At 61.4% G+C, this 13,688-nt stretch carries 12 protein-coding genes; 5 read left to right on the forward strand and 7 right to left on the reverse strand.

Going from position 1 to position 13,688, the window contains the following annotated elements; genetic code table 11:
- The first annotated feature begins 57 nt into the window (after nt 1-57).
- Nucleotides 58-711, forward strand: coding sequence for a YafY family protein (locus tag ABM428_RS10750; RefSeq protein WP_243250373.1), 654 nt, complete (start codon nt 58-60; stop codon nt 709-711).
- Nucleotides 712-760: 49 nt separating this feature from the next.
- On the opposite strand, the gene ABM428_RS10755 is transcribed toward ABM428_RS10750, so the two are convergent.
- The 3 genes from ABM428_RS10755 to ABM428_RS10765 all read right to left on the reverse strand — a co-directional run bounded on the left by ABM428_RS10755 (nt 761) and on the right by ABM428_RS10765 (nt 4,199).
- Nucleotides 761-1,864, reverse strand: a complete 1,104-nt coding sequence (locus ABM428_RS10755) for an ABC transporter ATP-binding protein (protein ID WP_353627926.1) — start codon at nt 1,862-1,864, stop codon at nt 761-763.
- A gap of 43 nt (nt 1,865-1,907) precedes the next feature.
- Nucleotides 1,908-3,266, reverse strand: coding sequence for a sodium:proline symporter (locus ABM428_RS10760; protein WP_353627927.1), 1,359 nt, complete (start codon nt 3,264-3,266; stop codon nt 1,908-1,910).
- 153 nt (nt 3,267-3,419) lie between these two features.
- Nucleotides 3,420-4,199 (reverse strand): SDR family oxidoreductase, encoded by a 780-nt coding sequence (locus tag ABM428_RS10765; protein WP_132997262.1) that lies wholly within the window; start codon nt 4,197-4,199, stop codon nt 3,420-3,422.
- 183 nt (nt 4,200-4,382) lie between these two features.
- Between ABM428_RS10765 and ABM428_RS10770 the strand changes: the two genes are divergently transcribed.
- Nucleotides 4,383-5,396 carry a Hint domain-containing protein gene (locus ABM428_RS10770; RefSeq protein ID WP_132997263.1) on the forward strand — a complete coding sequence of 338 codons (1,014 nt, stop codon included), beginning with the start codon at nt 4,383-4,385 and terminating at the stop codon, nt 5,394-5,396.
- Here ABM428_RS10770 and ABM428_RS10775 read toward each other — a convergent pair whose 3' ends face one another.
- Nucleotides 5,397-5,756 carry a nuclear transport factor 2 family protein gene (locus ABM428_RS10775; RefSeq protein WP_132997264.1) on the reverse strand — a complete coding sequence of 120 codons (360 nt, stop codon included), beginning with the start codon at nt 5,754-5,756 and terminating at the stop codon, nt 5,397-5,399.
- Nucleotides 5,757-5,886: 130 nt separating this feature from the next.
- Between ABM428_RS10775 and ABM428_RS10780 the strand changes: the two genes are divergently transcribed.
- The 3 genes from ABM428_RS10780 to ABM428_RS10790 all read left to right on the forward strand — a co-directional run bounded on the left by ABM428_RS10780 (nt 5,887) and on the right by ABM428_RS10790 (nt 10,250).
- Nucleotides 5,887-7,506: a peptide chain release factor 3 gene (locus ABM428_RS10780; protein ID WP_132997265.1), complete on the forward strand. Its 1,620-nt coding sequence runs from the start codon at nt 5,887-5,889 to the stop codon at nt 7,504-7,506.
- Between the two features lie 42 nt (nt 7,507-7,548).
- A complete protein-coding gene (locus tag ABM428_RS10785; protein WP_132997266.1) occupies nt 7,549-8,493 on the forward strand; it encodes a glycosyltransferase family 2 protein in 945 nt (314 codons plus the stop codon).
- Between the two features lie 137 nt (nt 8,494-8,630).
- The gene (locus ABM428_RS10790) at nt 8,631-10,250 is read left to right on the forward strand and encodes a DEAD/DEAH box helicase (RefSeq protein ID WP_353627928.1); all 1,620 of its coding nucleotides are present in this window, start codon (nt 8,631-8,633) and stop codon (nt 10,248-10,250) included.
- 172 nt (nt 10,251-10,422) lie between these two features.
- On the opposite strand, the gene ABM428_RS10795 is transcribed toward ABM428_RS10790, so the two are convergent.
- The 3 genes from ABM428_RS10795 to ABM428_RS10805 are packed head-to-tail and all read right to left on the reverse strand — an operon-like array spanning nt 10,423 to nt 13,681.
- On the reverse strand, nt 10,423-12,090 hold the full coding sequence (locus tag ABM428_RS10795) for a ribonuclease J (RefSeq protein ID WP_005853949.1): 1,668 nt from the start codon (nt 12,088-12,090) through the stop codon (nt 10,423-10,425).
- 4 nt (nt 12,091-12,094) lie between these two features.
- A complete protein-coding gene (locus tag ABM428_RS10800) occupies nt 12,095-12,868 on the reverse strand; it encodes a type III pantothenate kinase (RefSeq protein ID WP_009824851.1) in 774 nt (257 codons plus the stop codon).
- Between the two features lie 21 nt (nt 12,869-12,889).
- On the reverse strand, nt 12,890-13,681 hold the full coding sequence (locus ABM428_RS10805; RefSeq protein ID WP_081781252.1) for a biotin--[acetyl-CoA-carboxylase] ligase: 792 nt from the start codon (nt 13,679-13,681) through the stop codon (nt 12,890-12,892).
- Nucleotides 13,682-13,688: the final 7 nt, after the last annotated feature.

The following is a 13,688-nucleotide window of genomic DNA, read 5'->3' on the forward strand; positions in this document are numbered from 1 at the left end:
TGACAGTTTTTTGGCAGTTGCCTTGCACCCTGCCCGCCTGCGTGGCACATAGAAACCATGCGCCGCAGCGATCGATTGTTTTCCCTGCTCTCCCTCTTGGGCGACCACCAGCTTCACCGGGCCGAGGATATGGCGCAGGCGGCGGGCGTGTCCTTGCGCACGCTCTACCGCGACATCGCGCGGCTACAGGCGTCGGGCGTTGCGATCACCGGCACCCGTGGCGCAGGCTACCGGCTGACACCGGCGACGGTGCTGCCGCCGCTATCCCTCTCCCCCGAAGAGATTGAGGCGCTTCAACTCGCCCTCGCCGTTGTGCTTGAAACAACCGACCCCGACCTACAGGCCGCCGCGACCTCTCTGGCGCAAAAAATCGACGCGGCCTTGCCCGAAACCGCACAGCCCGCAACGCAGGACTGGCAGCGCATCGAACACCCTTTCGCCAATGCCGCGCGGGGGATGGGGCATCTGCCCGTGCTGCGCGCCGCAATTCGCGCGCGCCAGAAACTCAGGATCGTCTATAACGCCGACGATGGCACGCTCGATACGCTGGTGCTCCACCCCCACAGGCTCAGCCATGCCGCCCGCAGTTGGACCCTCTCAGGTTGGGATGAAACCAAAGGGCAAAACACGACCCTGCGGCTTGACCTGATCGAGGCGACACACCCGCTGCCCGCGCTATTCACCGCGCCGCCCGTCTTCCAAATGGATTAAATCCTCGCCGAAGGCATCCCGCGGTGCCACAGGGGCAGCCGCCAGCGGTCTACCCTGCCGCATGCACCGGAAAAACAAAACAACGATCGCGGCGCACGGTCAGCCACATGACGGCCCCGGGCTGCGGCAAGAAGACATTGGGCACGGTGGCGCGCAGGGTGCTGCCGTCATGGTCCATGACAAATTCCACGAGACTCTCATTCCCCATGAAACGCGCACGCGCAACAGTGGCGCGGGCTGCGGTGCCATCGGTCGAGGTTGGCAACGGCCCCTTGCCCGCACGGTCAAAGTCGATGCGCAAATGCTGGGGGCGGAACACGATATCCACCTGCGTCCCGTCCGGCACGCCGGGGGCCAGAAACCGGCCAAAGACCGTATGCGCCAGCGCCCCAGACACCTCGGCCCGCAGCACATTCGCGTCCGAGAAAAACGCCACCGACGCGCGGTCGACGGGACGCGTGTACACGTTATAGGGGGCCCCCTGCTGTACGATCCTGCCATCGCGCATCAAGGCGATCTCGTCTGCCATGCGCATGGCTTCCTCGGGCTCGTGGGTGACCAGCAAGACGGCGGTACCTTCCTCTTTCAGGATGCCCAAAGTCTCGTCCCGGATGTCATCGCGCAGCCGGTTATCAAGCCCCGAGAAGGGCTCGTCCATCAGCATGATCTTGGGCCGTGGGGCCAAGGCACGCGCCAGCGCCACGCGCTGTTGTTCGCCCCCTGACAGTTGATGCGGATAGCCGTCGATAAATCGCAGCAGGTCCACACGTTCAAGCAGTTCCTCGATACGGGCGCGGCGTTCGGCCTTGGTGCCGGTTTTCAAGCCAAAGCCCACGTTGTCGGCCACGCTAAGATGCGGAAACAGCGCGAAATCCTGAAACATCAACCCGATCTCGCGCCGTTCGGGGGGCACGCGGAAAACCGTGTCACAGATCAGCTTGCCATCAACGTGGATCGTACCGCTGTCCTGCATCTCGACGCCGGCGATCATCCGCAGGGTGGTCGACTTGCCACAGCCCGATGGCCCCAGAAGACAGGTCACCTGCCCCGGCATGATTTTCAGGCTGACATCATCCACGACGGCCCGCCCGCCATAGGCGCGCTGCAGGTTCTTGATTTCCAGTCTCGGGTGCACGTCAGTCACTTCAGTCATGGGCGCGGTCTAATCCGATCAATTCGCTCGGGATCGACCGCTATCAGCCCCGCCGCGCGCCCGCAAGCACCGCCGCGAAGCCTGCGACCAGAACGACCACACAAATTACCAAAAGCTGTTCGTATTTATGCCCCTCTGGCAACACCGCGGCAAAGGCGGGCCACGCGCGGGCAAAATAGGCAAAGGCCCCGATCATCGCCGCCCCGAAGGCTGCCAGATAGGCCCATAGGGCGATCTGCCGCTGCATCACCAGCCCGACCACCAGCACCGGCGTCAGGAACATCGACGCAGTACCCGACACGGCCACCGCATCGAACAGCGTCGCATTGCCCCAGAGCGTCAGCATCGTGCCTGCGGCCATAAAGCCCAGCATCACGATCCGCCCGCCGTTCAGGCTACGCGGTGCGAGCTTCAACTCTTCAACCACCAGACGCGCGGCAGACGAGAGCGCGGAATCCAGCGTGCTCAGCGCTGAGACCAGCAAAGAGATCATCAGCGCCACAAACACCCACGCAGGAAACATCGTGGCCCAGGTGCCGATCAGCTCGCCCTCGTAGGCCGCACCGACAAGGCTCGCCTGAATGCCGAAGAACCCGAAGCCGATGATACACAGGGTCGAGATCCAGAAGGCATGCAGAAAGGACCGGCGCGTCACCTCCGGGTCGGCGATAAAGCCCCGGTCCATCATCACCGGATCATGCGCGGGGTAGGAAAACACTTGCAACAGCGCCACGGCCAGCAAGACCCAGCCGTTATAGGCCCCTGCTGTCCCCGGTGCCGTGACAACCGCCCCCAGATCAAAGCCGGGCGACACGACCAGCGCCACAAAGGCGACACCGAAAACCACGAGGAACACGACCATCTGCACCACATCGGTGCGCAGCGCGGCACTTAGCCCGCCCCAAGCGGAATAGCCCAGCCCCACGAGCGCCACGATCAGGATCGCAGGCGTGCCGCTGCCCGCCAGCACGGCGTTAAAGATCAGCCCCACCACCAGCAGATTGGCAAACACCTCGGACAAGAGCCGCAGCGCGATGACCAGATTATAGCAGGCATTGCCCGCTCCGCCAAAGCGCGCGCCCAGCCAATCCTGCACCGACATGGCGCCGTTCTGGCGCAGACGCCCGACGATAAAGCCCCCGGTCAGGAAAGACCCATAGTAGGCCGCATAGGCCAGCGTGCCCGCGATGCCGTAGTAATATCCCAGGATCGCCGCGTTCATCAGGCTGCGCGCGAAAATCCATGTGGTGACCTGGCTGAGCACCAGCGTCCAAAGCCCCGGCGCACCGCCTTGGGCCGTCATCCCGCCAAAGAACCCCTCGACCGAGGCGCGGCGCGGTGCGGCCAGCAGACTTGCGGCGATGATGGCACCGAAGAGGACAAACAGAACAATAGGGGACATCCGGGAATACCTTTGAAAGGGACAGTAACGTCCATGGGTAGCCTAGCAAAAACCGCCGCGCTATCTGTTGCGCGGCGGTCTGTCGTAAACGTGATGAAATATGTCAGACGGGCGCGCGTGCCGCGCGGGCATCGCAGCGCCCGGCCCTCGCCCTTACATCGTGATATTGGTCGCCCCGCCGTCCAGCAGCAAGTTCTGCCCGACGATAAATCCCGCGTGTTGCGAGCACAGGAAAGCACAGGCCGCGCCGAATTCATGCCGCGTGCCATAGCGCCCTGCGGGAATCGTCGATGCGCGCTCGGTGCGGGCCTCTTCCAGCGTGATGCCCTTTTGTTTGACGACGCCGCCATCCAGTGCATCGGCGCGGTCGGTGGCGTGGATGCCGGGCAGCAGGTTGTTGATCGTGACACCCTTGCCCGCGACCTGACGCGAGGTGCCCGCGACATAGCCGGTCAGACCGGTACGGGCCGAGTTGCTGAGCCCCAGAACGCCGATTGGCGCACGCACGGATTGCGAGGTGATGTTGACGACGCGGCCCCAGCCACGGTCCATCATCGCGGGCACCAGCGCCTTGATCATCGCGATGGGGGCCAACATGTTCGCATCGAGCGCCTTGATGAAATCCTCGCGGTCCCAATCGCTCCACATGCCGGGGGGTGGGCCGCCTGCGTTATTGACCAGAATGTCGATCTGGCCCGCGGCCTCCAGCACCAGCTTCTGGCCATCGTCCGTGGCGATATCGGCGGCGATGGTGGTGACCTCGACGCCATAGTCCTGACGGATGCGTTCGGCGGCCGTTTCCAGATCCGCGGCACCGCGTGCGTTCATCACCAGATCCACACCCGCTTCGGCCAGCGCCTCTGCGCAGCCCAGGCCGAGGCCCTTTGACGATGCGCAAACCAATGCGCGTTTTCCCTTGATTCCCAGATCCATAGCGATCTCTCCCGGTTAGTGTTCGCGCAAGTCGTAACACTGTCTTCGCGGACAATGCCAGCAAAAGGCCAAAGGCTTGACCCGAATGGGACACAATCCTATGGCAAGGACATAAGAACCACCGGCAGTTGTGTGACTGCCGACCCCGATATCATTCATCTTTCGCGCGCAAAGGCCCGCCCCATGACCTCGCCCCGCCCTTCCCCTCCGCAAAGTGTCCCTGTCTTTCGTGCGACGCAATTCACGGCGACGGATGGTGCGAATATGGGCGACACGCTGTCTTTTGCCTCGGAACTGTTGCTGGATGATGTGTACGAGCTGTCCTACGGGGCGGAACCAGTGCGCCTGTCGATCCAGACGGCACCGGATGGCAGCCTGTCGATCGCGCCCGATACGCAAACCGGCACCAGCGGGGCCGCCCTGCATCTGGATTGCGCACTGACCTTCATGTCGCCTGACGGGCAGATCAACGATGCGATCCTGCTGGTCGAAGTGGCCGATGACGGCCATGCCGAAGCGATCTATCTCATCCCGCTCAGCGCGCTGTCGTCGAAAGTGGAATACCGGCTGGTTGGCATCGACACCGAGACGATGCGCCAGAAGTTCGCACAAGTGGCCTGTGTGTCCTTCACCCGCGGCACGCATATCACCATGGCCACCGGTGAGCAGCGCCCGATCGAGGAGCTCTGCGTCGGTGACAAGGTCCTGACCCGCGATGACGGCGTGCAGGCGATCCGCTGGATCGGACAAAGCACCGTGCGCGCGGTTGGCGAATTCGCCCCGATCTGCATCAACGCGGGCACGTTGAACAACGACAATGACCTGATCGTCAGCCCCGATCACCGCCTGTTCATCTACCAGCGCGAAGACCGTCTGGGGGCCGGCCGGTCAGAGCTGCTGGTCAAGGCCCGCCATCTGGTCAACGGCGATACGGTACGGGTGCAGGACGGCGGCTTTGTCGACTATTTCCAACTGCTGTTTGACGGGCACCAGATCATCTATGCCGAAGGCATCGCGGCGGAATCCATGCTGATCGACAGCCGCACCAAAGGCGTGCTGCCGCAAGAGCTGTCGGACGCTATGGGCGATGTCATCCCCGGCCATTCCGACCTGCCCCATGCGGGGCTAGATGTGTCGGAACCCCTGCTGGACCGCCCCGACGCGGCAGAACTGCTGCGCCGCGCCAGCATGCGCTGATCAGCCAAAGAATTCCTCGCGCACGATCTTGCCATTGGCCACGTGGTAGATGGCGACCTCTTTCATCTCCATCTCGGTGCCGCTTTCCTTTTCGCGCGCCGCAACATCAAAGAGGACAGCAAAACGGTCATCGCCATGGAGCATCGGGTCGCTGACATTCTGACGCGTCACCTCCATCGCGCTGTCCCACCACGCATGCTTGCCCTTGATGCCCTCAAGGCCCTGCGTCTCGCGCCCGTTTCCGTGGTCCATCCCCTCAACCGACACGGCGTCCTGCGCGTAAAGCCGATCAAGGTTCGCCACCTCATGGCCCTCGCGGCAGCCTTTTACCAACGCATCTGCGATCTCTTTCAATTCCATTGTCACACCCACTCTGGTTTCATCTGCCCCCATCATACCGCAGTTTCGCGCCGACCCCCAAGAAAATGCAAGCACGCGGCTGATCCAAGCAGACTTGCGCGTGTGTTCGGGCGTGGATATATGCCAATCCATGTTGGATACCCCCTCAAACCGCCCCGCTTTGCCTGCCGAAATCGCTCGGCGTCGCACCTTTGCGATCATTTCCCACCCCGATGCGGGGAAAACCACGCTGACAGAGAAATTCCTGCTGTTCGGCGGGGCGATCCAGATGGCCGGTCAGGTCCGCGCCAAGGGCGAGGCGCGACGCACCCGCTCTGACTTTATGGCGATGGAAAAGGATCGCGGCATCTCTGTCTCGGCCTCGGCCATGTCGTTCGATTTCATGAACAAGGGCACGAATTTCCGCTTTAACCTTGTGGATACGCCCGGCCACTCTGACTTTTCCGAAGATACCTACCGCACGCTGACCGCCGTTGACGCGGCCGTGATGGTAATTGACGGCGCGAAAGGCGTGGAAAGCCAGACGCAAAAGCTGTTCGAGGTCTGCCGCATGCGCGACCTGCCGATCCTGACATTCTGTAACAAGATGGACCGCGAAAGCCGCGATGTCTTCGAGATCATCGACGAAATTCAGGAAAACCTTGCCATTGATGTGACCCCTGCAAGCTGGCCCATCGGCGTGGGCCGCGACTTTATCGGCTGCTACGACATCCTGCGCGACCGGCTTGAACTGATGGACCGTGCCGACCGGAACAAGGTCGCTGAGAGCATTGCGATCGAAGGGTTGGATGACCCGAAGCTGGCCGAACACGTGCCCGCCGCCTTGCTTGAAAAACTGCGCGAAGACCTTGAAATGGTCCGCGAGCTGATGCCGCCGCTGGATGCGTCGCTGATGGCCGAAGGGTCGCTGACACCGATCTGGTTCGGCTCTGCGATCAACAGCTTTGGCGTCAAGGAACTGATGGACGGCATCGCCACCTACGGCCCTGAACCGCAGATTCAATCGGCAGAGCCAAGACAGATTTTACCTGAAGAACCAAAGGTTTCCGGCTTTGTCTTCAAAGTTCAGGCGAACATGGACCCCAAGCACCGCGACCGCGTGGCCTTTGTCCGTCTGGCGTCGGGCCATTTTACCCGTGGCATGAAACTGACCCATGTGCGGTCCAAGAAAACCATGTCTGTCACCAACCCCGTGATGTTCCTTGCCGCCGACCGCGAGCTGGCCGAGGAAGCATGGGCCGGTGACATCATCGGCATTCCCAACCACGGGCAGCTGCGCATCGGTGACACCCTGACCGAGGGCGAGGCGATCCGCGTCAGTGGCATCCCGTCCTTCGCGCCAGAGCTGTTGCAGGGCGTGCGCGCGGGCGATCCGATGAAATCGAAACACCTTGAAAAAGCGCTGATGCAATTCGCCGAAGAAGGTGCGGCGAAGGTCTTTAAACCCGCCATCGGCTCGGGCTTTGTTGTGGGCGTCGTCGGGCAGCTACAGTTCGAAGTGCTCGCCAGCCGGATCGAGCTGGAATACGGGCTGCCGGTGCGGTTCGAACAATCGCAGTTCACCTCTGCTCGTTGGGTGAACGGTGACCGGCAAGCCGTTGATAAGTTTACAGAAGCCAACAAACAGCATATCGCCCATGACCACGATGGCGACATCGTTTACCTGACGCGGCTGCAATGGGATATCGACCGTGTGGACCGCGATTACCCCGATGTGCGCCTGACCGCGACCAAGGAAATGATGGTCTGACTTGGGCTTGCCAGCCCGTCCGACGCACCGCAAACTGGCCCCATGACTGATGTGACATGGGGCATCGCCTCTACCATTCTGGCACCGACGCGCGACATATTGCAGTTCGCCGCCTTTCATCTGGCGGCGGGCGCGCAGCGGCTTTACATCTATCTGGATGCGCCCAATGACGAGGCCTTTGCCCATCTGGACGCCAATCCCAAGATCCGCGTCATCACCTGCGACTCGCGCTATTGGAAGCAGCGCAAACGTGACCGGCCAGACGCCCACCAGCAACGCCAGACGGCAAATGCGACCCATGCCTACAACCGCCGCCGCGAGGTGGACTGGCTGATCCACATGGATGCGGACGAGTATCTGGTCGCAGACCGCCCGATCGCTGACATTCTGGCCGATATCCCGCAAGCTGCGCCCGCCACCCGCATCCGCCCGATGGAGCAGCTTTCAGGCGATCCGACGGCGTTCAAGGGCTTCATCCCCGCGGGCCCCGACCGCGCGCGCATTGTGGCAGAGCTTTATCCGACCTATGGCGCTTATTTGAAGGGCGGGTTTCTCAGCCATCTTGCGGGCAAGGTATTTGTCCGCACGGGGCTGCCGAATATGCATCTGCGCATCCACAACGTCTTTCAAAAGGGCGAGATGCTGGACTGTCACGACGCTCCGCCCGACATCACGCTGGCCCATGCCCATGCGAAAACATGGGACGACTGGATCGCCGCTTACCGCTACCGCGTCACCAAGGGCAGCTACCGCCCCGAACTGCGCCCCAACCGTCCCTATGACCAAGGCGGTCTGTCGCTAAATGACCTTTTCTCGATGATAGAGAGTGAAAGCGGCGAGGACGGGTTGCGCGCGTTTTTCGACGAAGTCTGCGCAGATACACCGGAATTGCGCAGCCGCCTGCGCGACCACGGGCTGCTACGCGAGGTTGATCTGGCGCTGCCCAACCAACTGGCAACACATTTCCCCCGTTTCACAGGGCTTTAGCGCATCCATTTGACGCGACGGGGAGTCTTTGTTAATGGGTGCAGAACATGTCGCGGAGAGCCTCCGCCCCTTGGGCCATGCGGGCCGACATGAATGCTGCCGCGGGCCAAGTGTATGTCCGCTATCATCGGACACACATGACAAAATTTTCTGATCTAAACCTTAATCCTAAAGTCCTGAAAGCCATTGATGAGGCCGGGTATGAAACCCCCACGCCAATTCAGGCCGGCGCGATCCCCCCTGCCCTTGAAGGCAAGGACGTCTTGGGAATCGCCCAAACAGGCACCGGCAAAACTGCCAGCTTTACCCTGCCCATGATCACCCTGCTTGCCCGTGGCCGCGCCCGCGCCCGGATGCCGCGCAGCCTGGTGCTGTGCCCCACGCGGGAACTGGCGGCACAGGTGGCCGAGAACTTCGACACCTATACCAAGCACCTGAAACTGACCAAAGCGCTGCTGATCGGCGGTGTGTCGTTCGGAGAGCAGGACAAGCTGATCGACAAGGGCGTTGACGTTTTGATCGCCACGCCCGGCCGCCTGATCGACCACTTTGAGCGCGGCAAGCTGATCTTGTCCGACGTCAAGATCATGGTCGTAGACGAGGCCGACCGGATGCTGGATATGGGGTTCATCCCCGATATCGAACGCATCTTCCAGATGACGCCCTTTACCCGTCAGACGCTGTTCTTCTCGGCCACTATGGCCCCCGAGATCGAGCGGATTACGAACACTTTCCTCTCTGCGCCCGAGCGTATCGAAGTCGCCCGTCAGGCCACCACGAGCGAGAATATCGAGCAAGGCGTGCTGATGTTCAAAGCCTCGCGCAAGGACCGCGAAGCGACGGAGAAACGCAAAGTGCTGCGCGCGTTGATCGACGCTGAAGGCGACAAATGCACCAACGCGATCATCTTCTGCAACCGCAAGATGGATGTGGATACGGTCGCTAAGTCGTTGAAAAAATACGGCTATGACGCGGCTCCGATCCATGGGGATCTTGATCAAAGCCAGCGGACCAAAACACTGGAAGGGTTCCGCAACGGCGATCTGCGCTTCCTTGTTGCCTCTGACGTGGCGGCGCGCGGTCTTGATGTGCCGTCGGTCAGCCACGTGTATAACTACGACGTGCCCTCCCATGCCGAGGATTACGTGCACCGGATCGGCCGCACGGGTCGCGCGGGACGTGATGGCAAGGCGATCATGATCTGCGTCCCGCGGGACGAAAAGAACCTCGAGGACGTTGAACGTCTGGTACAGCGCGAGATCCCACGCCTCGACAACCCCTTGGGCGGTTCGGAGGCAAAAGCGGCCCCAGCGGCCGAGGCCAAGACAGCCGACGCCCCCGCTGCGAAATCCGATGACGCGGCCAAATCTGAGAAGCCCAAACGCACCCGCACGCGCAGCCGTAAAAAGCCTGATGTGGCTAAGGTTGACGCTGAACAAACAGAGACGGCGCAGGCGGACAGCCCCAAGGCTGACAAACCCGATGCCAAAGCAGACGCCAAATCTGATGCAAAGCCGCAAGACAAAAAGTCGGACAAACCAGCCAAGGAGTCCGCAGACAAAGCCCCTGCCCAAAAGGCAGACGCCGCTCAGGACGACAAACCCAACAACCGTCGCGGTGGCCGTGGCGGGCGCGGTGATAACAACCGCAATGACAACAACCGTCAGCAGAACAACCGCAACGACAACCGCGTCGTCGGTCTGGGCGATCACACGCCCGAGTTCATCGGCCTAAGCTTTGCCGAGCGTCGCGAATAACCCCGCGCACCAACTGACAGAAACGATTAAAGGCGCAGAGCATCCTCTGCGCCTTTTTCTTTGTGGCTACCGCTTTGCCTCGCAGCAGCTCCGACGCGCCACACCCTGCCCTACAAACGCAAAACGCCGCGCAGGGCACTGCGCGGCGTTTTCTATTTAGCGTGAGAGCGTTTTAGCTCAGGCGGCTGACCACGATGGTAACCTCGGGCTTTTTGCCGATCTCATCGTTGGCGGACTGACGCACAGTGCGCTTCAACCCATCGTGCAGCTTGTCGTCGTCGCGCAGGGTCTTGGCATTAGCACGGCCAAGGAACTGGGCCAGATCGGCTTCCAGCACGTCAACCAGCGATGTCTTGGACCGACCTTGCTCTGGCAGACCCATGGCATCGACCCAAGGATCTCCCAAGGCTTCGTCATTCTCGTCCAGGATGACGGTCACGGTGACGTGGCCGTTCAGCGCCATGCGGATACGGTCGCGCACAACGCCATCCATCGCGCCAATCTGGGTCGAGCCATCAAGGTAGGTCCGCCCGCTGTCGACATATTCAACGACCTTGGGCTCGTTGCCCGACAGGTCGATCATCATGCCGTTAACGGCCAGAACACCCTTCATCCCCTTGGCGTTGGCGATTTTGGTGTGCTCACGCAGGTGGCGGTGCTCACCGTGCATCGGGATCAGGATCTGCGGCTTGACCACGTCATGCAGCGTTTCCAGATCGGGACGGTTGGCGTGGCCTGACACGTGATACAGACCCGAGCTGTCGTCAACGATATCAACGCCCATCTCGGAGAATGCGTTGATCACCTTGATCACGCCACGTTCGTTGCCGGGAATGGTTTTGGAGGAGAACAGGAACATGTCCCCTTCCTTCATTTCCAGCCCCATGTATTTGCCGCGTGCCAGCTGTGCCGACGCCGCACGACGCTCCCCTTGCGAGCCTGTCACCAGCAACATCAGGTTCTCGCGCGGGATACCGCGGGCTTCTTCCGGGCTCACGACCGGGGGGAAGTCCTTCATCACGCCGGTTTCAAGCGAGGCTTCGACCATGCGTTTCATCGCACGTCCCAGCAGCACAACCGACCGCCCTGCCCGTTCGCCTGCATCCGCCAGCGTCTTCACACGCGCGACGTTAGAGGCAAAGGTCGTCGCGACGACCATACCCTGCGCGGTGCCGAGCAGCTTTTCAATCTCTGGCCCGACGGTCGCTTCGGACCGGCCTGCATGTTGCGAGAAGACGTTGGTACTGTCACAGATCAGCGCCTTGACGCCGTCTTTGGACACGTCGGCCCAAAGTTCGGGGTCGTAGGGTTCACCAACACCGGGTGTCATGTCGATCTTGAAGTCGCCCGAGTGGATCAGCCGATCGCCGGCCACGTCGATCACCAGCGACGACGATTCAGGGATGGAGTGGGACATGGGCAGGAAGCCCACTTTGAACGGCCCTACGGTCGTTTGCTGCGGCCAAGGGGCCACGGTGGTCACCGCATCGTCGGGGTGGCCGTATTCGTCCATCTTGCGCTTGGCGATATTGGCGGTGAATTTCCGCGTATAGATCGGCGCGCGCAGGCGGTCATAGGTATGGGCCACGGCACCGATATGGTCTTCGTGGGCGTGGGTGATGAAAATCGCCTCGATCTGGTCGCGGCGTTCTTCAAGCCAGGCGATATCGGGGATGATCAGATCCACGCCGGGGCTTGTGTCCATGTCGGGGAAGGCAACGCCAAGGTCGACAACAATCAGTCGCTCCTTACCGGGTTTCCCGTATCCATAAACATAGGCATTCATGCCAATTTCACCTGCCCCACCGAGGGGCAGATAGATCAATCTTTCGCTGCTCATATGACTAAGCGGTATCCTTGTTATAGTTATAAATCACGGTCAGGCCGTGCATCGTCAAATCATCTTGGTATGCATCAAACAGATCGACTGTCTGTTGAAAGAGCGGGGCCAGCCCGCCTGTGGCAATCACGCGCATTTCGCGGCCGCGCTCAGCCTTTATTCGGGCACATATCTCACGGACGAGGCCAACATAACCCCAAAAAATGCCCGATTGTATGCAAGAGACGGTATTTGTACCAATCACCGCCTGTGGTTTCGAGATGTCTACATGAGGTAAGGCCGCGGCGGCGTTATGCAATGCCTCAAGGCTCAGGTTTACACCGGGGGCAATCACCCCGCCGATATAGGCCCCGTCCGTATCGACCACGTCAAAGGTCGTCGCCGTTCCGAAATCGACAATGATCAGATCACCGCCATAAAGATCATGCCCCGCCACCGTGTTGACCAGACGGTCAGGGCCCACGGCGGTGCCTTCGTCAACGCGGACATCCACGGGCAGCAGGCAATCGGGTTTGCCCACCACAATGGGCCGCGTGTCAAAATAGCGGTCCGCCAGAACGCGCAGGTTGAACACCACCCGCGGCACGGTCGAGCTGATGATGACATCGGTGATATCTGCCTCGACGCCCTGAAACTTCATCAAGGTGCTGAGCCAGACGTAATATTGGTCAGAGGTACGCTGCCATTCGGTAGAGGTCCGCCACGTCCCGAGGAACCGCGCCCCGTCCCAGATCGAAAAGACTGTATTGGTGTTTCCGCAGTCAATCGCCAACAGCATGGCACATCCCTCCGCTCGCGCTTAGAAAAATACATCCGCCGCAGTGATGGGCACACGGCCTTTAGGGGTGCGCAGGATCAGGTTGCCTTGCGCGTCCACGTCTTCGAACACACCACGGGTTTCGTCCTTCATGGTGCGGGCGACGATCTCTTCGCCCAAACGCGCGGCATGGGACAACCACGCGGTACGGATGGGGGCAAAACCATAGGTCTGGAACTGGGTTTCCAGCTGCGCATATTCCGCCGCCAGCGCATCCAAAAAAACCTCGGGCGGGACTACTTTGCCGGTCTCTGCCACGACGGAAACGGGGCGCAGGGCCCCTGCTTCGACCTGATCGGCACCGGGCGCATGGGCAAGGTTCACCCCGATTCCGATGGCCAGAAAATCACCGATGCTTTCCAGCAGGATGCCCGCGACCTTACCGCCGTTCAGCAGCACGTCGTTGGGCCACTTCAGGGTAAAGGCCCCCTCGTCCCGCGTGGTGGCGACAAAGGCGCGGCGCAGGGCAAGCGAGGCGACAAAGCTGCGCAGCGCCGCGGTCGAGGGGCTTTCGGACCGGCGCATCATCAGCGTCGCGGCAAAATTGCCCCGTGGTGTGGCCCAGGACCGCCCGCGCCGACCGCGTGCGGCGGTCTGCTCCTGCGCGAGGATCCATGTGGACCCCGTCAGCTCGCTCGCTTGGCGTGCCGCCTCGCTCAGCGTGGAATCGACGCTATCGAAAACCTGCCGCCCATAGCCATCGGGCCAAGACGCGTTTTGCGCCTTGGCCCCCGTTGCTCCCGCGGTGGAAGCGCCATTGTTCACCGATGTCACCGGCAGA

It is taken from the genome of Sulfitobacter sp. TCYB15, assembly GCF_040435955.1.
GTDB lineage: Bacteria > Pseudomonadota > Alphaproteobacteria > Rhodobacterales > Rhodobacteraceae > Sulfitobacter > Sulfitobacter pontiacus.